Raw genomic sequence first — 19,277 nt, forward strand, 5'->3', positions numbered from 1 at the left:
CAGGTAATAGTAAAAACACTGAGCATATGCTTGGTGTTTTTTATTTATGTAAAAAAGTAAGTAACATACCCATTCCTAACAGGTTGGCTAAGCTTCACAGTGCCGATGGTACTGCAGGGGAGACTGTGTGGAAGAGTAGATTGTCGCTAGGTAATGATAGAAACACTAAGCGTATGCTTGGTGTTTTCTTATTTATATAAATATGATAGTAGTAGTAAAAAAACTATATATATTTAGATGATATGAGTCTGTTTCAATATATCGAATTTAGACATAGACCAGATAAGTTTAGATTTGTGGACTTTGCTAGGAGAAAATAAAATATAAGTAATAAAATAAGAAGAGAATGCGAAATTCCCTTCTTATTTTGTTACTTATATATGGAGAGATATTTTATGCATCAATTTTAGTAGATTGATCTTTATTTTTGCTTTTGCAATAGTAATACACTGGTAATCCTAATAAAGTAAGACCTATTCCCAATAGAGCACTAGTAGGTGAATCTTTAAGCGTAGAAACCATTAAGTAAACTCCCCCTGCTATGCCTATAAGAGGAACTATAGGATATAGTGGGACATGATAAAGTTTTGGATTACGAGGCATTCTCTTTCTAAGGATAAATATGCTTATAACACCCAAAGTATAGAAAATCCACAAAGCAAATACAATTAAATCTGTTATTGAGTTAAATGTGCCTGATAATATATATAATATTGCAACTACGCCCTGGAATATTAATGCATTAATAGGAGTACCTAATTTAGGGTGTATAGCAGAAAATGTTTTAGCTGCTGGAAGATGGTTACGTTGTCCCATTGCAAAAGTGTACCTTGAACCGCAAGTTAACATACCATTCAAAGCTCCAAATACGGAAAGCATCATTCCAATTGTTATAAAAGTGGCACCGCTAGGACCAAAAAGCTTCTGACATGTATCTACACCTATTCTTTCAGAAATAGCTGCAGTAGGTCCTGGTAATACATTGAAGATGGCTATATTAAATGCAACATATACTAGCATAACAAATGATATCCCTATGATTATAGCTTTAGGTATATTCTTTTCAGGTTCTTTCATATCAGCGGCTAGTGTGCAACAGCTAAGCCATCCATCATATGCCCATAATACACCAAGCAATGCAACACCAGCACCAGCGCTTTTTATATGTCCTACTGATGCAAAACTTATATCATGTGCAGTTCCATTAATTAAACCAAAGATAGCTATAACTGCAATTGGAACAAGTTTACCTATTGTTGCTACAGTTTGGAGCCAAACACCATATTTAGTTGAAATTATTTGTGCTATAACTAGCAGCACTACTAAAGATATAGCAAAGCATTTTTGTTGTATAGCGCTCATTGGCACAAAGAATGTTGCAAAGGTTGCGCAAGCTATTGCAAGTGCAGCAGAAGATCCAGGACAATTTATTAAATTTCCTACCCAACCAAATAAATAACCAATAGTATCATTATATAATTCCGATAGATAGGTATACATTCCACCAACCTTAGGGATGTATCCAGCAATTTCTGCAACAGTAAGTGCAGCGGCTATTGTAATTATACCTCCAAAAACCCACATGAAAATTGCTCCACCTGTAGAATCCATGTTTCTTAATACTACTGCTGGCTTTAAGAAAACTCCAGAACCAATTACCAAACCGATTACATACATTATACCTTGAAATGCATTCATGCTTTTTGCCAGTTGCTGTTTCTGAGTTTCACTCATGTAAACTTCCTCCTATAATCAAATGATTTTTATTTTATATTGTTTAAGTTAGTATTTCATAATTTCAATTAAGTCCCCAATAAATATGATACTTTTATAATTTTTCTATAGCTGTTTTTAGCCTTTCTAAAGCTTGTTCAATTATTGATCTTGGACATGCAATATTCATTCTTACATATCCTTCGCCCATGGAACCAAACCAGAAGCCATCATCCATGGCAACTCCTACTTCCTCAATCATAAACTTGCTTAATTCTTCACTATTCATTCCAAGCTCTCTACAATCAAACCAAACAAGATATGTTCCTTGCGGTTTATTAGGTTTTATATTAGGTATATTTAACTTACAGTAATCATATATATAATCAATATTTGCCTCTAAATATTCTAAAAGCTGCTCAAGCCACTCTTCTCCATGTCTATATGCTGCTTCAGTTGCCACAACACTAAAAGGACTATTTCTCTTTATATCAAGTGCACCTAATATATTATCAAACTTTTCTCTTTCCTCTTTTATAGGGAAAATTACAAGTGAAGCTTGTAGACCTGCAAGATTGAATGTCTTACTCGGAGCAACACATGTTATAGTATTTTTACAAAATTCTTCTGAAATCATTGCAAATGGAATATGTTTGTTGTTTTTATATATAAGATCTGAATGTATTTCATCAGAAATAACTCTAACACCATATTTTAAGCAAATGTCTCCAAGCTTTACTAATTCCTCTCTAGTCCATACACGTCCTACAGGATTATGAGGATTACATAAAATAAGCATCTTTGCTCCTGCTTTAGCTGCTTCTTCAAGTCCCTCATAATCCATTACATAATTTCCATCTACTAATTTTAATGTATTAAGCACTAATTCTCTGCCGTTATTTCTTACTACATCAAAAAATGGATAATAAACAGGATCTTGAATTATTATTTTATCACCAGGCTCTGTAAATTCTTTAACTAATATGCTTAATGTTGGAACTACTCCTGGACTATGAATCATCCATTTACTATCAGCATCCCAGCCATGTCTTTTATTCAACCACTCACTAACTGATTCATAATAAGAATTTGGTCTTGATGTATATCCATATATTCCTTGCTCTACTCTGTCTTTAATTGCATCAATAATAGGTTGTGCTGTTTTAAAATCCATATCAGCAACCCACATAGGTATTAAGTCATCTTTTCCAAATTTAAGTTTTAATTCATCATACTTAGCAGAATAGTTATTTTTTCTGTCAATAATTTCATCAAAGTTATACTTCATTTTTGTTCCTCCCTAAATGTCCTTTTTAATTTTAATAATATAATTTAATGTATTTGCAAATACATTTATAGTATAAGCAATTAATATGCCAAAGTATTTTGTACGGAAAATGTAATCATTTACGTGAAAAAGTAATATAATTAAGAAAATAAATGGGTCAAGTGGATATATTAAAACTCCATTTGACCCATTTTTATTTTATCTAAAAGGCTAAGGCCTAATTCTGTTATTTTACTTCCGCCTCTACCTTTTAAAACTCTAGCTAGCTTAAAATTTTCAAGGTTTACAAGGATATTTCTAACTTCCTGTTCAGTTAAAAAAATGTTTGCATTTTCAGAAGCTTTAGAAATAGATTTTCGTCCTATTGTAGTTCTATTTGTATAATTTATAGCCAATTGATTAAGTACAAATAAATATTCATCAGTTCTATTTTTAGTAAATCGCTTAAAGTCCTCAAAATGAGTATCTTCACTTTCAATAGTTTTATAACTATTATTTTTGCTAGTTTGTAATTTAAAAGGTAAATCACTTACACAAATTTTATCATCGCCTAAATATGTTAGGTACTCAACATAGTTATTTAGCTCTCTTATGTTTCCGTCCCAAGAGTAGTTTAAAAAAGCGTCAACTGCTTCAGGTGTTAGTGTAAAGTGACTATTTAAATCATTTTTGAATTTTTCAATAAGAAGCAAAATATCTTCACCTCTATGACTAAGGGGGGGATAGTTAGAGGAAGAACATTAAGCCTATAATAAAGATCTTTTCTAAAGGTACCTTCTTGCACCAGCTGCTTTAAATCTCTATTAGTAGCAGCAATCACTCTAACATCAACTTTTATAACGCTATTTCCGCTAATACGTACAAATTCTTTTTCTTGTAAGATTCTTAGTAATTTTGCTTGAAGGTTTAAACTCATTTCGCCTATCTCATCTAAAAATAGGGTTCCCATGTGTGCAAATTCAAACAGACCTAGTTTCCCACCTTTTTTAGCTCCTGTAAAAGCGCCACCTTCATATCCAAAAAGCTCACTCTCAAGAAGATTTTCAGGTATAGCTGCACAGTTAACGGCAACAAAGGGATACTCCTTTCTATTTGAACTGTTGTGTATTGCCTGGGCAAAAAGTTCTTTTCCCGTGCCACTTTCGCCCGTAATTAAAACTGAGGAATCAGCTTTGGACATTTTCTTAGCAATTTCTTTTGTTTTAACTATTGTAGAACTTTTTCCTATTATATTGTCAAAAGTATATTTTGCTATATGTCCTTTATTTAAAAGCTGAAGTCTGAGCTTATGTTGTTGATGTTCTGTATCTTTAAATTTTTGAAGAATGACAAAAGCGCCAATATATTTATTAGAACATATGACTGGCTGAATATTAAGATTTATATAAGTATCATTTATTTTTATTAGCTTTGATTTTATCGATTCAAAAGTATTTAATGTATAATCAAAAGGAACTTCAGGAAGTATAGTCTTGAGCACTTTTCCTATTAAAGAATTTTTTCTCATATTAATAATTTTTTCAGCGCTGTTATTACATGCAAAAATTAATCCTTGAGCGTTTACTCCTATTACCCCTCTATCTAATACTTCAAGAAGTATATCAAATTGAGTTTCAAGTCTATTTGTTTTACCCGTTAACTCTTCTAAGCTATAGCTATTTGTTGCTATACAATTGAAATAGTTTTTAAAATTATTATTTTGAAGCAAATGTTCAAGTTTAAGCTTTAAAGCAATTTCAATTATCGTGGATGTATCCAACAACCTATGGCCTATATCTAGTATTGTGCTTACATTACTAGGGACGTATCTTGCTTCACCAGGAGTTATTGCTAAATCAAGATTTGGTGTATCCTTCATGCCTGGGTAGAATGGGACTAATTCAATATGATTAGCGCCTAACTGATAGATTAGTGATATTGTTTCAATACACATTTCTACACTTAAATTAACTAACATAGCCTTAGTTTCATGAGGAATGTTCATTATTTGACTGAGCCCTTCTTTTGACAAGGTTATGTTTGGTATTACAATTTCACTTTCGTTAGGGATGATTTTTTTTATTGTTTGATAAATAGAATAGGTAGATATTAAAAACATATCTGCATGTACAATTTTATCTATATTGTTATCCTCAAAGGAATAAGTTTCGACTCTAATAAGTTCGCCGAATAATTCATTTAATTGTTTGCAATAAAATTTTACAACTTCAGATGCAAATGCGACTATTGCAATTACCTTTGACATAAGTTTTTCCTCCTAATCACAATTTAATAATATTTTACTTAGATAGTCTTGTTATGTCTACTGGTTTATACTACTATAATAAGCTTTATACTGGAATTTATAAAATAGATAATAGTACATTCTATATTTTTGGTATGGGTTTAGCGGAGGGGATTGGATATTATGTATACTAAGAAGCTTTTAATGGGTTATTTAATTTATAAAGTGGATATAATGCAGATATGATACAATATATAATAAAGCAAAGAATGAATAGTTTTAGGCAATTATCTAAAACTATTTATTCTTGATTATGTATCTTTAACTAAGTAATAAGGGAGTATATATAAAATGTTGCAAAAATCAAGAGAGATTTTAAAAAAATATTATGGATACTCTGAATTTAGAGTTGCTCAAGAACAAATAGTAGAAAGTATATTAAAAGGCAAGGATACTTTAGCTATTATGCCTACAGGAGCAGGAAAATCTATATGTTTTCAGATACCAGCATTGTTAATGGAAGGCATAACTATAGTAATATCACCTTTAATATCTCTTATGAAGGATCAAGTTGACTATCTAAGAGAAATTGGAATAGAGGCAGCTTATATAAATAGCTCATTAGATAATTTAGAGCTTCAAGAAACTCTATTTTATGCTAGAAGCGGAAAATATAAGCTTATTTATATTGCGCCAGAAAGATTAGAATCAGAAAGTTTTTGTAATCTTTTAAGGGAGTTGAACATTCCACTTATAGCAGTAGATGAAGCACATTGTGTATCCCAGTGGGGCCATGATTTTAGACCAAGCTATAGAAGAATTAGTTCATTTATAAACAAACTTTCCAAGAGACCAGTAGTAGCAGCTTTTACGGCTACAGCTACCGAGGTGGTAAGGAAGGATATGTTAGAGCTTTTAGATTTATCAAATCCCAAGGTATTTGTAACTGGCTTTGATAGAAAAAATTTGAGTTTTACAGTTATAAAGGGTGAAGATAAAGATAACTTTTTAAAGGAATATATAGCAAACAATAAAAGTAAAATTGGAATCATATATACCTCTACAAGAAAAGAGGCAGAAAGTCTATATAGTAAGCTTAATCAAAAAGGATATAAAGTAGGAGTATATCATGCTGGCTTAAGTGAAAATCAAAGGAATCAAGTTCAAGAGGACTTTTCCTTTGATAATATAGATATTATTGTTGCAACTAATGCCTTTGGTATGGGAATAGACAAGTCTAATGTAAGATACGTTATACATTACAATATTCCTAAAAATATGGAGGCATATTATCAAGAAGCAGGACGTGCAGGAAGAGATGGCGAGGACAGTGAATGTATTATTCTATTTTCGCCAAAAGATATCCAAGTCCAGAAATATTTTATAGATGAGAGCAATATGTCTGAGGAAAGAAAGAATTATGAATATAATAAACTCAGAGTTATGGTAGATTATTGTTATACTTCAAAGTGCCTTAGAGCTTATATTCTTCAGTATTTTGGCGAAATAGAAGTGATGGAAAACTGCGGAAACTGCAGTAATTGCAATGATACTAGAGAAGAAAAAGACATTACTTTAGAGGCTCAGAAAATTTTTTCTTGTGTTTATAGAATGAAAGAACGATTTGGAGTAAATATGATAGCTGATGTGCTTAAGGGTTCAGAGAATAAAAAGGTTTTATCCGCTTCTTTAGATAGGCTTTCTACTTATGGGATAATGAAGGAATTTACTCAGAAACAAATATCATCATTAATAAATAAACTAATAGCTGATGAATATTTATCTATTACAGATGATGCATATCCAGTAGTAAAATTAAAGCCTAACTCCTATGCAGTATTAAAGAATCAAGAAAAAGTATTTATGAAGATAAGTAAGGTTCAAAAAGCTGTAAAGATAGATAACGAATTATTTGCTGTCTTATCAGCATTAAGAAAAGAAATTTCATTAAAAGAAAATATTCCACCTTTTATGATTTTTCATGATTCAACCCTTAAGGAAATGAGCGAATATATGCCATCAGATTTAGAGTCTTTACTTTTAATTAAGGGAGTAGGAGAGAGAAAAGCAGAGGTATATGGGAAATATTTTTTAGAAGCTATATGTAAATATATGAAGGAAAATAATTTAAAATCGAATATTAAAGAAGAAAAAGAGCTTTCAGAAAAAATAGAAAAGATAAAAACTCATATGGTAACATACAATTTGTATAAAGAGGGAAAGAGTTTAAAGGATATATCTAAGGAAAGAGGGCTAGGTATTACTACTATACAAGATCACATATTTAAATGTTTAATGGATGGAATAGAAATAAATATAGATGATTTTATACAAAAACCTTATGAGAATTTGATATTAGAGGCTATAAAAAATATAGGAGGAAACAAGTTAAAGCCAATAAAGGATGCTCTTCCACAGGAAGTGGATTATATGTCTATAAAAGCAGTTTGGTATAAAGCAAATATTAATTAGATAGTCTTAGAAATAATATATGGAGAGATATGATGAAAAACAAAAGAATATTTACTATAAATGAAATCTCAATGACAATTAGCAGTTTTGCAGTTCAAGCTATGATATATGAAGTTTCCTGTTATCCATCACCGGGCTTGGTATCCCCTATATCTTCAGGGGCTCATAAGGACATGAACTTCTTTACATTTGTTGATAGTACATCTGCGTTAAGCAAATACTTAACACTATTTGTTCAGGAAGGATTGGAAGATAAATCCAACGAAGAAATATTTAATAATATTAGAAAAATAGGCGTAGAAGCCGAAAAAGATATGTTTTTTAAAACAGGAGGAGTAAACACGCATAAAGGTATGCTTTTCTTGATGGGAGTAGCATGCGCAGCGGTAGGAAAAGCTATTTATGAGGAAAAAGACTTTAAACAAGTACAAAGTATTATAAAGGAAATGACTAAAGGTATAGTGAAGAGTGAACTTTTTACCTTAAAAGAAAAAGATAAGCTAAGTCATGGTGAAAAGCTATTTCTTAAATATAAAACTGAGGGAGTACGAGGAGAAGTAGAGAGGGGAATGCCCACGGTTTTCGATTTCTCTTTAGACTTTTATAAACAAAATGGAGATTTAAGTATTAACGATAGATTGGTTCATACACTTATTGGTATAATGCAAATTTGCGATGATTCCACTATAATATATAGGCATTCTCCTAAGGTTCTAGAAGAAGTTAAAGAAAAATCAAGAGATATAATAAAGCTTGGTGGAATGAAAACTTCAGATGGTAGGGATAGTATAAATAGATTATGTGAGGAATTTATAAAAAGAAATATAAGTCCGGGGGGAAGTGCAGACCTACTAGGAGTAACAGTATTTTTGTATCTTGTAGAAGAATACATGAATAAATACAGATAATTAATTAGAATTAACAGATTATAAGTATTAAATATTCTAGTGAATTTCTATATTTCAATATTCACGAATATAGGATTTAATGGTATAATTATCTAAAGTGTAAAATATTTAGTACATTTTATAATATGAGGTAAGTTATGTTGAAATTATCTATAATAGAGTTCTTTTTAAGGTCTTTACCAGAGGCATTTATATTCGTTTTAGGAGCACATGCATTTTGTAAAAAAAATATATGCGTAAAACCTTTTTTTATATCTACTGTTTTGTTATCAATGGTTGCTTATTTAATAAGAATGCTTCCAATACACTTTGGTGTACACACTATAATACTTCTTGTAGGCTATGTTTTAGTAATGGCATCTATTAATGAGCTTAATATTATTAAATCTGCATCATCAGGTTTAATTTTAGTTATTATACTTTTTGCAGCTGAATGGCTCAATGTATATGTACTAACAAATATACTAAAATTAGATATTAATGTTATATTTAAAGATCCATTAAAGAAATTATTATATGGTATTCCTTCTTTATTATTGTTTTTTATCATTATAGTTGTAATAGCTTATAAAAATTTGTATTTAGAAAGAACAACTAAAAATATTTCTAGTAGAAAGCATATTTAATAATATAAAAAATATTCTTTTAAATTGGGGAGGAAAAATAATGAAAAACAGTCAAAACAAAATACTTAAAGGGGTTCTAATGTTAGCAACTTCTTTCTTTACATTCTTTGCGCTTTCAACATCAGCATCTGCTTGTGCATGGTGCTTTCATCAGCCAAAAGAGCCAAGGTGTTTAAGAGACGAATAATATAAAGGTCGACTTTTCGGCCTTTATATTATTGATAATTTTAAAATACAATAGGTGAAAAATATGAATAAAATCATAAATAATAGGCAAAAAAAAGTATATGAAATTATATGTATTGTAAAGCTGATATCGTTGTTGCTATGTGGTATTATAATTTTTAAAAATTACTTTGATAGTAGTAATATTAATGGTAGGTCAGCAATTGAGTTTTTAGACGGACCTTCAATAGGAACATCAGTCTCTGTGATAGCAATGATATATGCCATATGGTTAATTTTTTCTATAAACAAAATAGATGTAAAATATATTAAAATTATACATACAATTGAAAATTTTATGTTTATTTTAATATTTACAGTTTTAGTAATTTCATCTGGTGCCCATGTAAGTCAATATAAAATTTTATTTTTATTTATTATAATAACATCAACAATACAATCTGGAATAAAGCATGGAATTATAATAGCTTGTGTAGCATCAACTATAGTGTTAAGCATAGATTTGATTTATGTACCTAATGTAGATATTAATCAATATTTTGAGAATGATTTAATTCTATGTGGAATTTTCATTATAACCTCTTGGTTACTGGGGTATTATGTGAAAATTGAAGATGAATACGCTGAAGGCTTGTCCAATTTAGCCAATATAGATGGATTAACTGAAATTTATAATCATAGATTTTTTCATGATACTTTAAAGGAAATAATTGTACAAGCAGAACAGTCAAAGCTGCCAGTTTCATTAATTATAGCTGATATTGACTATTTTAAGCATTACAATGATATCCATGGACACCAAAAAGGTGATGAAGTTTTAAAAAAGATAGGCTATATACTAAAGAATAATGTAAGAGAAAGTGATATTGTTGCTAGATATGGTGGAGAAGAATTTTCTATTATATTACCAGATACAGATGAAAATGATGCATTGGTAGTTGCTGAACGAATTAGAGCAGCAGTAGAAATGTGGAAATTCGAAGGTGAAAAAGACCAGCCTAAAGGAAATATTACAATATCAGTAGGTGTGTCTACCTTTCCAATTAAAGCAAAAAATGAAATGGAGCTAGTAAATAGTGCAGATGATGCACTTTATAGGGCGAAGTTTTTTAATAAAAATAGAGTTGAAACCTATTATTCTGTAATTGAAGAGCTGAAAGAGGATATTGAAGCAGAACATATAGATTTAATTACATCCATAAAGACATTAATAAGTGTAATAAATGCAAAAGATAGATACACGTATGGTCATATTGAAAGAGTTGTTATGTTTGCTAAGTTACTAGGAAATAGACTAGAACTTACCGACGAAGAGAAAAAAACCTTAAAATATGGAGCATATTTACATGATATAGGGAAAATAAATATTTCTAAAGAGATCCTTAATAAAAAAATGACGTTAAATAAAGATGAATGGGAGATACTAAAACAACATCCTGCAAATGGAGTAGAACTTATTGAGTCTGTTGAATCTTTAAAAGATATAGTACCTTTAATTTTACACCATCATGAACGCTATGATGGAACAGGATATCCTATGCAGTTAAAGGAAAAGTCAATACCATATCTTGCAAGAGTACTAACAGTAGTAGACAGCTTTGATGCAATGACTTCAAATAGACCATATGGTATAAGAAAAACGTATGAGGATGCTATTTTAGAACTTAAAAGATGCAGCGGAAGCCAATTTGATCCTGGTATTGCAGAGATATTTATTAAAGTGGTTGAAGAGAATAAAGATAAATTTGACAATTTAACTTTGTTCAGCGAAAAGTAAAGTTAGAATTGATAAATTTCATCTAATTAATAATGAAATGTTAATATATACAAAAAATTATTATATAAAACTATTGCTTATTGCTTACATCTATGTTAAACTAAAATAGTTGTGAGTTTAGTAATTACAACATAAAGGATTTAATATTGTTGACAACATCTCCTCTTTTTTAGGAAGTTATGTGAATCAGCTTTAAATCTTAATCTTAATCTTAAATTATAAGGAGGAATGTTGAAATGGCAGATAAGACTTTAGTTTGTAAAGATTGCGAAAAAGAGTTTGTTTTCACTGAAGGCGAGCAAGCTTTCTACAAAGAAAAAGGTTTCGAAAATGAACCACAAAGATGTCCAGATTGTAGAAGAGCTAGAAAACAACAAAACAACAACAGAGGATTTAGAAGATAATTGAATTTGTTGATAAACCCTATAAGAGATATCTCTTATAGGGTTTTTTGTAGTGTAAATATATAGTTTATTAATAATATAAATAGAATTACAAGATGTTGTAAAAAATTATTATATAAGAAATAGAACTAATAACTTTAGTTAAAATTGATGAACAATACATAATGAATTTTTACTAATAGGTAAATACTATTAGTACAGTAATGGTAGATTAAAGGAGTGAAATTAATGGGAGATAAAAAGTTTTCTGATTTAGGGCTTAGAGAAGATGTGCTTAAATCAATAGATGATATGGGTTTTGAGGAACCATCTAAGATTCAAGCAGAAGTAATACCTGTTCTTTTAGAAGGATTTGATGTTATTGGTCAGGCACAGACTGGAACTGGTAAAACACTTGCCTTTGGGGCTCCAATACTAAGTAGTATGGTTAAATCAGAAGGAAAAATAAATACGATTATATTGACGCCTACAAGGGAGTTGGCAATTCAGGTTAATGATGAGTTGAATCGCATAGCTAAATATGTAAAGGTAAAATTACTGCCAGTTTACGGTGGTCAGCCCATTGATAGGCAAATTAAGGCTTTAAAAAGAGGAATAGATATAGTAGTTGGTACTCCTGGAAGGGTATTAGACCTAATGAGAAGGAGAGTCATAGACCTTAGCAATATTAAATTTTTTGTACTTGATGAGGCTGACGAAATGCTCAACATGGGTTTTATTGATGATATAGAAGAAGTAATCAAGAATTGCAGTAAAGAGAGGCAGACGATGTTATTTTCTGCTACAATGCCGAGTGAAATTAAAAAGCTGGCTCAAAGGTATATGAAAAAGGATACTAAGCATATATCCATTGTAAAGAATGAAATGACCGTGTCTACCGTTCATCAGTATTATTATGAAATTAAGCAAAAGGATAGATTTGAGTCTCTTTGTAGAATACTAGATGTTGAAGAACCTTCTACTGCAATAATTTTTTGTAAAACTAAAAGAGGGGTAGATGAATTAGTAGAATCTATGCAGGCAAGAGGTTATAACGTAGAAGGTATGCATGGAGATATGAATCAAAATCAAAGATTGAATACTTTAAAGAAGTTTAAAGAAGGTAATCTTGATTTTTTAGCAGCTACAGATGTTGCTGCTAGGGGAATAGACGTTGAAAATGTAACACATGTCATTAATTATGACCTTCCACAGGATACAGAGTCCTATGTTCATAGAATCGGCAGAACTGGAAGAGCTAAAAGGGAGGGAGTAGCATATACTCTTGTTACCGCTAGAGAATATATGGCTCTTAAGCAAATTGAAAAAGCTACAAAAGGAAAGATAAAGAGAAAAGATATTCCAACAGTTGATGAAATATTTGAATCAAAGTATAAAAGCATATTGGTAAAGGTAAAAGAAACGCTAGAAGATGAAGAGTATAAAAGATTTGTTCCATTAGCTGCTGAACTTGATGATGACTTTAATCTTGTTGATGTAGCAGCAGCCTTGCTGAATATGATTTATGATAGAGAAGTAAGTTACGATTATACAAAAAATGATATAGGTTCAACTTCTAACTACACTAGATTGTTTTTAACAGTAGGGCGTATGGATAGACTTAATCCTAAACAATTAGTCCAATTCCTTAGCGAGACTGCCAATATAAGTAAAGAAGATATCGGAGATATAGATATTCTTGAAAAGTTTTCATTTGTTAATGTAAATGAAGGAGCAGTAGATTCTATAATTAAGTATTGTACTGGTAAAAATCTCTCTGGAAGAAGAGTTAAAATTGAGATTTCTAAGAAAAGATAATATATTTTTGAAATTAATTAGGAAAGTATTATTAAGTGTCAATAAATAGCGAGAAATTCATAGCATTATACAGAAACTTGCAGAAATATAATTAGAAAATATAAATATTCAATAATATATATATTTGACCAAGAATAAAGACCGAGTTAAAATATAGGGTATGATATTAATAAGTTTCATGGCATAATAATATTTAAGATGCAAGAAAATGTTATGAACAAACTGTAGTTAGGATATATGAGTTTTGTAATTATAGATGAATTACTATATAATACATTTTGAAATAGGATAACTAATTAAATTGAGGTTTTATTATGTCCGATGAAAAGTTCCAATTGCAAGAAAATATACGAAAATTAGCAACTAAAATCATAAAGCATTATAGAGGAAAAGGGCCAGAATGTGTTAAAGTTAAAATAGAGAATGATATTATAACTATACATATAAATGGTATTCTTTCAAATTTATCAGAAATCCTAGTTAAGGAAGGTGCTGTTGATATAGTAAAAGATTATTGGAAGATAATGAAGCCTCATCTTGAGAAGCAGTTTCTAGAGGAAGCTTATGAAGTAGTTGGGAAAAGATTTGAGTATAATTGGCAAATACGTGATTTAGAAAGTAATAATAGAACAATAATTATATTTTTAAAGTTAATAAACGATGGTTCGATTAAAAAGAAGAATGTTTAGTTTTAAATATTTTAGCTTTTAATAAGCCAGTACATGTGTGATAACGCACTTTGTACTGGCTTTTTTATTTTGTATAAATTCTGTAAATTTAATTATTAAGGAGTGCAATAGAAATGGAAGAAAAGGTGTTAACGGTTTGTCCTTATTGTGGTACTGGATGCAAAATGTATCTAGTTGTTGAAGATGGACAGATAATAAGAGCTGAAGCAGCAGATGGAAGAACTAATGAAGGGAACTTATGCTTAAAGGGATATTATGGATGGGACTTCTTAAATGATCCTCAGATTTTAACTGCTAGACTAAAAAAACCTATGATAAGAAAGAATGGAGAATTAGAAGAGGTTTCATGGGATGAAGCTATTAGATTTGTTGCAGATAGATTAATAGCTATAAAAGAAAAATATGGCCCAGATGCTATTATGGGAACTGGTTCTGCAAGAGGACCAGGAAATGAAGCAAATTATGTGATGCAAAAATTTATGAGAGCAGTAATTGGAACTAATAATATAGATCACTGCGCAAGAGTTTGACATGCTCCTTCAGTAGCCGGTCTGGCTTACTCATTAGGAAATGGTGCAATGTCTAATTCTATACCTGAAATAGAAAATACAGATTTATTATTTGTATTTGGATATAATGGTGCCGATTCTCACCCAATTGTAGCAAGAAGAATAATTAAGGCTAAAGAAAAGGGTGCTAAAATTATTGTAACTGACCCAAGAATAACTGAATCAGTGAGAATTGCTGATTTATGGCTGCCTTTAAAAGGTGGTACAAATATGGCATTAGTAAATGCTTTTGGTAATGTATTAATAAATGAAGATCTTTATGATAAAGAATATGTTGAAAAGTATGTTGAAGGTTTTGAAGACTATAAGGCTTCTGTGGAAAAATATACACCTGAATATGCTGAAAAAATAACTGGAGTTAGTGCAGATGATATTAGAAAGGCTATGAGAGAATATGCAAGTGCTAAGAATGCTATGATTTTATATGGAATGGGTGTTTGTCAATTCTCTCAAGCAGTTGACGTTGTAAAAGGATTGGCTTCCTTAGCATTATTAACAGGTAACTTCGGAAGACCTAACGTAGGTATTGGACCAGTACGTGGACAAAATAATGTACAAGGTACTTGTGATATGGGGACACTTCCTAATGTATTCCCAGGATATCAAGATGTTACAGATGATAAAGCAAGAAAAAAATTTGAGAAAGCATGGGGAGTTAAGCTTCCAAGTAAACCAGGATATAAGCTAACAGAGGTACCTCATTTAGCGTTACATGAAGATAAAGTTAAGGCTTATTATATTTTTGGAGAAGATCCTGTTCAGAGCGATCCTAATGCTGGTGAAGTAAGAGAAGTTCTAGATCATTTAGAATTAGTAATAGTTCAGGATATTTTTATGAATAAGACAGCACTTCATGCTGATGTAATATTACCTGCCACTGCATGGGGAGAACACGAGGGGGTATATTCATCTGCTGACCGTGGGTTCCAAAGATTTAGAAAAGCAATAGAGCCAAAGGGAGATGTAAAACCTGACTGGCAGATTATATGCGAAGTAGCTACTGCTATGGGTTATCCGATGAGCTATAAAAATACAGAGGAAATTTGGGATGAAATGAGAAGTCTGTGTCCAAGTTTTGCTGGAGCAAGCTATAAGAAGCTTGACGAATTGGGAAGTATTCAATGGCCTTGTCCTACTGAAGAACATATAGGTACTCCATACTTATACGAAGGTAATGAGTTTACTACGCCTAGTGGTAAAGGACAATTATTTGCCTCTGAGTGGAGACCTCCTATGGAATTACCAGATGAGGAGTACCCATTAAGCTTATCAACTGTAAGAGAAGTTGGACACTACTCTGTAAGAACAATGACTGGAAACTGTCGTGCACTACAACAGTTAGCTGATGAGCCAGGTTATATACAAATGAGTATAGAAGATGGAGCAGAACTTGGAATAGAAGATCAGCAATTGGTAAGAATAAGCTCACGTAGAGGTACTATAGTAGCAAGAGCATTAATTACTGATAGAGTTAAAAAAGGTGCTACTTATATGACATATCAGTGGTGGGTAGGAGCATGTAACGAGTTAACAAGTGATCATGTAGATCCTATCTCAAAAACACCTGAATATAAATATTGTGCAATAAAGGTAGAAAGAATTAAAGACCAAGAATGGGCAGAACAGTACGTAAGAGACGAGTATGCTAAACTTAGAAAACAGATGAATTGTAAAAAATAGATAAATTTATGTAATATATCGTATTGAAATGTTATACTAATATAAGTGGATAATAATTCTAAAAATTTAATATTTTGGATATGTAGACTGAAAATAAAAGAGTAATAATAAAGCACAATATTAAAACTTATATATAAAATTAAGAAAGGTGGAGTGAAGATGAAAACAACTTCTAATTCATTTGTTGTAGCTAATTCAAACAAATGTATAGGGTGTAAAGCTTGTGAGGTAGCATGCTTTGCGGTTCATAATGGAAATAACAATGTTGTTGCTACCGTTGGAACTGTTACAACTCCTATTATTTCAAGATTAAATGTTATTAGAGCAGAAGGCTATGCTATGCCAGTTCAATGTAGACAGTGTGAGGATGCACCTTGTGCTAATGTATGCCCTGTAGGAGCAATTAAGCAAGAAAACAGCATAATTGTAGTTGATGAAAAAGCTTGCATAGGTTGTAAGACATGTCTAATGGCTTGTCCTGTTGGAGCGATAGATTTACTGCCTCAATATAATAACGGAGAAGAAGTAATTCAGATCAACTTAATGGAAGATGGAGAAGATGGTCTTAAGGAGAAAGTAAAAAGCGTTGCTTATAAATGCGACTTGTGTAGGGAAAACGGAAAGCCAGTTTGTGTAAATGCTTGTCCTCAGAAAGTCCTAACTCTAGTAACACCCGAAAAAGAGAAAAAAGCTCGTAATAAAGCGGCTGCATTGAGTTTATTGGAGACAGTAAAAAACTACAAATAGAATATTACTTCAATTGTAAAGAGAGGAAAGTTAAATATGTCAATAAATATAATTAATATTGATAAGGAGCTATGTACAGGATGCAGACGTTGTGCGGAAGTTTGCCCTGTTAATGCTATAGAAGGTGAAGATGGAAAACCTCAAGTTATAAATTCAGATCGCTGTGTTGTTTGTGGACAATGTGTGCAAATGTGCAATGTATATGCTTCAAGTTTTGAAGAGGATATAGAGCCTAGAAATAAAAAGCTTGAGCAAAGAGGAGTACTAGAAAGCGTCAGAGAGCCACTTTTTGCTGCATACAATGTAGGACAAGCCAAGCTAGTTAAGGAAGCACTATCTAATCCTAAGCTGCATAAGCTTGTGCAATGCGCTCCTGCTGTAAGAGTTGCTTTAGCAGAAGAATTTGGAATGCCACTTGGAACTCTAACTCCTGGAAAGATGGCAGCAGCACTTCGTCGTTTGAATTTTGATAAAGTATATGATACTAACTTTGCTGCAGATCTGACTATAATGGAAGAAGGCAGCGAATTAATACAAAGGGTGACTGAAGGAAAAAATTTACCGATGTTTACTTCCTGCTGTCCTGCTTGGGTAAAATTTGCTGAGCAAGAGTATCCAGAGCTTCTAAATCATCTTTCAAGCTGTAAATCACCACAGCAGATGGGTGGAGTACTTTTTAAAACTTATGGAGCTAAAATAGATGACATAGATCCAGCCAAAATTTTTAGTGTAGCTATTATGCCGTGTACATGTAAGCAATTTGAATGCGACAGACCAGAGATGAACGATAGTGGATATAAGGATGTAGATGTAGTTTTAACTACAAGAGAGTTAGCTCAGTTAATTAAAGATATGGGAATTGATTTTAATAATTTACCGGATGAAGAATTTGATTCAGCATTAGGAAACTATTCTGGTGCTGGTACTATTTTTGGTGTTACAGGCGGTGTTATGGAAGCTGCATTAAGAACGGGGTACGAGCTAATTACTAAAGAAGCTATTCCTAACATAGACTTAGAGTTTGTTAGGGGAGGTAATGGCGTAAGAAAAGCTACCGTCGAAGTAGGAAGTTTGGAATTAAAGGTTGCCGTAGTTTCAGGATTAAAAAATGTAGTGCCATTATTGGAAGATGTTAAAAAAGGAAAATGTGATTTCCATTTCATAGAAGTAATGACTTGCCCGGAAGGCTGCATCAGTGGTGGAGGACAACCAAAGCTTCTTCTAGAAGAACACAGAGAAATTGCATATAAACAAAGAAAAGCTTCTACTTATAACCATGATTCTAAATTAGAAATAAGAAAATCTCATGAAAATCCTGATATTATAAAATTATATGATGAGTTCTTAGGTGAGCCATTAGGTCACCAATCTCATCATCTTTTACACACCAAGTATACGTCAAGAAAGGAGTAAGGGTAATGAATACTTTTGTAGTTGCAGATCCTAATAAATGTATAGGTTGTAGAACCTGTGAAATTGCCTGTGTTGTAGCTCACTCTGATACAAATATATTTACATCACAAAGCTCTGAGATTGAATTTTATCCACGTTTAAGTGTTGTAAAAACTGCCCAGGTAAGTGCGCCAATTCAGTGTAGACAATGTGAGGATGCACCTTGTGCCAATGCATGTCCAAATGGCTCTATTACAAATAAGGATGGAGTTGTTTATATTAATAGGACAACTTGTATAGGTTGTAAGACCTGTCTTGTAGCATGCCCTTTAGGAGCTATTGAGTTAGTTTCAGAGTATAATAAGGGAGAAAAAGTATTACAGCAAGGACTAAAGGTTATTGATTCTGGAAAGTTATGCTTTAAAGAAAAAATAGTAGCTAATAAATGCGATTTATGTATAGGAAGAGAAAAAGGGCCAGCTTGCGTAGAAGTTTGTCCTACTAATGCATTTAATATAATTAAATCTGATAAGCTTACTCAATCAGTTAAAGATAAGAGAAAAAAGAGCGCATTAGAATTATCTCGTATGACAGCAAAATAATAATCGAGATTAAGAATTATTATATGAAAACTCCAGCATGCTAGCTGGAGTTTTTAAAATACAATCGATTCTGAGCAGTAAACTAAATCTGGCGTGTCAATATGCTTAATATCTAGTATTATCTTGAGATATGCAGAATTAATGAGATAGTTTAATCTCATACAAACTATAAAATATAATCAATTAATAAAAAGGTGGTAAGA

17 protein-coding genes and 1 pseudogene are annotated in these 19,277 nt (G+C 31.5%); 14 read left to right on the plus strand and 4 right to left on the minus strand.

Translation table 11 applies throughout. From position 1 onward, the window contains the following. A partial coding sequence (locus I6U51_RS16445; RefSeq protein ID WP_211143666.1) for a hypothetical protein occupies positions 1–200 on the plus strand: 200 nt, incomplete at its 5' end. Beyond that, positions 200–320, plus strand: a pseudogene (locus tag I6U51_RS16450) (trehalose operon repressor); the annotation flags it as partial. The gene I6U51_RS16445 and the pseudogene I6U51_RS16450, both read left to right, overlap by 1 nt. A 73-nt stretch (positions 321–393) precedes the next feature. Here I6U51_RS16450 and I6U51_RS16455 read toward each other — a convergent pair. The 4 genes from I6U51_RS16455 to I6U51_RS25155 all read right to left on the minus strand — a co-directional run bounded on the left by I6U51_RS16455 (position 394) and on the right by I6U51_RS25155 (position 5,246). Beyond that, on the minus strand, positions 394–1,734 hold the full coding sequence (locus I6U51_RS16455; RefSeq protein ID WP_211143667.1) for an APC family permease: 1,341 nt from the start codon (positions 1,732–1,734) through the stop codon (positions 394–396). A 94-nt stretch (positions 1,735–1,828) separates the two neighbouring features. Beyond that, positions 1,829–3,001: a MalY/PatB family protein gene (locus I6U51_RS16460; protein WP_211143668.1), complete on the minus strand. Its 1,173-nt coding sequence runs from the start codon at positions 2,999–3,001 to the stop codon at positions 1,829–1,831. A gap of 170 nt (positions 3,002–3,171) precedes the next feature. Further along, positions 3,172–3,693: an AAA-type ATPase lid domain-containing protein gene (locus I6U51_RS24830; RefSeq protein WP_246517393.1), complete on the minus strand. Its 522-nt coding sequence runs from the start codon at positions 3,691–3,693 to the stop codon at positions 3,172–3,174. Further along, positions 3,660–5,246, minus strand: a complete 1,587-nt coding sequence (locus I6U51_RS25155; protein ID WP_281395989.1) for a sigma-54 interaction domain-containing protein — start codon at positions 5,244–5,246, stop codon at positions 3,660–3,662. Before I6U51_RS25155 ends, I6U51_RS24830 begins: the two co-directional genes overlap by 34 nt. Positions 5,247–5,576: 330 nt before the next feature. Here I6U51_RS25155 and recQ point away from each other — a divergent pair, with 330 nt between their 5' ends. The 12 genes from recQ (at position 5,577) to I6U51_RS16525 (ending at position 19,074) form a co-directional block, all read left to right on the plus strand. Further along, positions 5,577–7,697 carry a DNA helicase RecQ gene (recQ, locus tag I6U51_RS16470; RefSeq protein WP_211143669.1) on the plus strand — a complete coding sequence of 707 codons (2,121 nt, stop codon included), beginning with the start codon at positions 5,577–5,579 and terminating at the stop codon, positions 7,695–7,697. 32 nt (positions 7,698–7,729) lie between these two features. Beyond that, positions 7,730–8,605: a triphosphoribosyl-dephospho-CoA synthase CitG gene (gene citG, locus I6U51_RS16475; RefSeq protein WP_211143670.1), complete on the plus strand. Its 876-nt coding sequence runs from the start codon at positions 7,730–7,732 to the stop codon at positions 8,603–8,605. 137 nt (positions 8,606–8,742) lie between these two features. Then, positions 8,743–9,231: a hypothetical protein gene (locus I6U51_RS16480; RefSeq protein WP_211143671.1), complete on the plus strand. Its 489-nt coding sequence runs from the start codon at positions 8,743–8,745 to the stop codon at positions 9,229–9,231. A 40-nt stretch (positions 9,232–9,271) separates the two neighbouring features. Further along, positions 9,272–9,418: a cyclic lactone autoinducer peptide gene (locus I6U51_RS16485; RefSeq protein WP_211143672.1), complete on the plus strand. Its 147-nt coding sequence runs from the start codon at positions 9,272–9,274 to the stop codon at positions 9,416–9,418. A gap of 63 nt (positions 9,419–9,481) precedes the next feature. After that, positions 9,482–11,194 (plus strand): HD-GYP domain-containing protein, encoded by a 1,713-nt coding sequence (locus tag I6U51_RS16490; protein ID WP_211143673.1) that lies wholly within the window; start codon positions 9,482–9,484, stop codon positions 11,192–11,194. 236 nt (positions 11,195–11,430) lie between these two features. Continuing rightward, a complete protein-coding gene (locus I6U51_RS16495) occupies positions 11,431–11,598 on the plus strand; it encodes a zinc-ribbon domain-containing protein (protein WP_178908889.1) in 168 nt (55 codons plus the stop codon). Between the two features lie 228 nt (positions 11,599–11,826). Then, positions 11,827–13,395, plus strand: coding sequence for a DEAD/DEAH box helicase (locus tag I6U51_RS16500; protein WP_211143674.1), 1,569 nt, complete (start codon positions 11,827–11,829; stop codon positions 13,393–13,395). A 314-nt stretch (positions 13,396–13,709) separates the two neighbouring features. Next, positions 13,710–14,084, plus strand: a complete 375-nt coding sequence (locus I6U51_RS16505) for a Na-translocating system protein MpsC family protein (RefSeq protein WP_211143675.1) — start codon at positions 13,710–13,712, stop codon at positions 14,082–14,084. Positions 14,085–14,197: 113 nt separating this feature from the next. Further along, positions 14,198–16,333 (plus strand): formate dehydrogenase subunit alpha, encoded by a 2,136-nt coding sequence (gene fdhF / locus I6U51_RS16510; protein WP_211143676.1) that lies wholly within the window; start codon positions 14,198–14,200, stop codon positions 16,331–16,333. Positions 16,334–16,492: 159 nt separating this feature from the next. Then, positions 16,493–17,080: a 4Fe-4S dicluster domain-containing protein gene (locus tag I6U51_RS16515; RefSeq protein ID WP_211143677.1), complete on the plus strand. Its 588-nt coding sequence runs from the start codon at positions 16,493–16,495 to the stop codon at positions 17,078–17,080. Positions 17,081–17,116: 36 nt separating this feature from the next. Beyond that, the gene (locus tag I6U51_RS16520; RefSeq protein WP_211143678.1) at positions 17,117–18,493 is read left to right on the plus strand and encodes a [FeFe] hydrogenase, group A; all 1,377 of its coding nucleotides are present in this window, start codon (positions 17,117–17,119) and stop codon (positions 18,491–18,493) included. A gap of 5 nt (positions 18,494–18,498) precedes the next feature. After that, a complete protein-coding gene (locus tag I6U51_RS16525) occupies positions 18,499–19,074 on the plus strand; it encodes a 4Fe-4S dicluster domain-containing protein (RefSeq protein WP_211143679.1) in 576 nt (191 codons plus the stop codon). Positions 19,075–19,277 lie beyond the last annotated feature (203 nt).

This window comes from Clostridium aciditolerans, from assembly GCF_016316925.1.
GTDB classification, from domain to species: domain Bacteria; phylum Bacillota; class Clostridia; order Clostridiales; family Clostridiaceae; genus Clostridium_AM; species Clostridium_AM aciditolerans.

What these genes read in the sequence shown, in the direction of transcription:
- I6U51_RS16460 (WP_211143668.1), bottom strand. Translation starts at nt 3,001, where the DNA reads ATGAAGTATAACTTTGATGAAATTATTGACAGAAAAAATAACTATTCT.
- recQ (WP_211143669.1), top strand. Translation starts at nt 5,577, where the DNA reads ATGTTGCAAAAATCAAGAGAGATTTTAAAAAAATATTATGGATACTCT.
- I6U51_RS16515 (WP_211143677.1), top strand. Translation starts at nt 16,493, where the DNA reads ATGAAAACAACTTCTAATTCATTTGTTGTAGCTAATTCAAACAAATGT.
- I6U51_RS16500 (WP_211143674.1), top strand. Translation starts at nt 11,827, where the DNA reads ATGGGAGATAAAAAGTTTTCTGATTTAGGGCTTAGAGAAGATGTGCTT.
- I6U51_RS16480 (WP_211143671.1), top strand. Translation starts at nt 8,743, where the DNA reads ATGTTGAAATTATCTATAATAGAGTTCTTTTTAAGGTCTTTACCAGAG.
- I6U51_RS16505 (WP_211143675.1), top strand. Translation starts at nt 13,710, where the DNA reads ATGTCCGATGAAAAGTTCCAATTGCAAGAAAATATACGAAAATTAGCA.
- citG (WP_211143670.1), top strand. Translation starts at nt 7,730, where the DNA reads ATGAAAAACAAAAGAATATTTACTATAAATGAAATCTCAATGACAATT.
- I6U51_RS16495 (WP_178908889.1), top strand. Translation starts at nt 11,431, where the DNA reads ATGGCAGATAAGACTTTAGTTTGTAAAGATTGCGAAAAAGAGTTTGTT.
- I6U51_RS16490 (WP_211143673.1), top strand. Translation starts at nt 9,482, where the DNA reads ATGAATAAAATCATAAATAATAGGCAAAAAAAAGTATATGAAATTATA.
- I6U51_RS16455 (WP_211143667.1), bottom strand. Translation starts at nt 1,734, where the DNA reads ATGAGTGAAACTCAGAAACAGCAACTGGCAAAAAGCATGAATGCATTT.
- I6U51_RS25155 (WP_281395989.1), bottom strand. Translation starts at nt 5,246, where the DNA reads ATGTCAAAGGTAATTGCAATAGTCGCATTTGCATCTGAAGTTGTAAAA.
- I6U51_RS16525 (WP_211143679.1), top strand. Translation starts at nt 18,499, where the DNA reads ATGAATACTTTTGTAGTTGCAGATCCTAATAAATGTATAGGTTGTAGA.
- I6U51_RS16520 (WP_211143678.1), top strand. Translation starts at nt 17,117, where the DNA reads ATGTCAATAAATATAATTAATATTGATAAGGAGCTATGTACAGGATGC.
- I6U51_RS16485 (WP_211143672.1), top strand. Translation starts at nt 9,272, where the DNA reads ATGAAAAACAGTCAAAACAAAATACTTAAAGGGGTTCTAATGTTAGCA.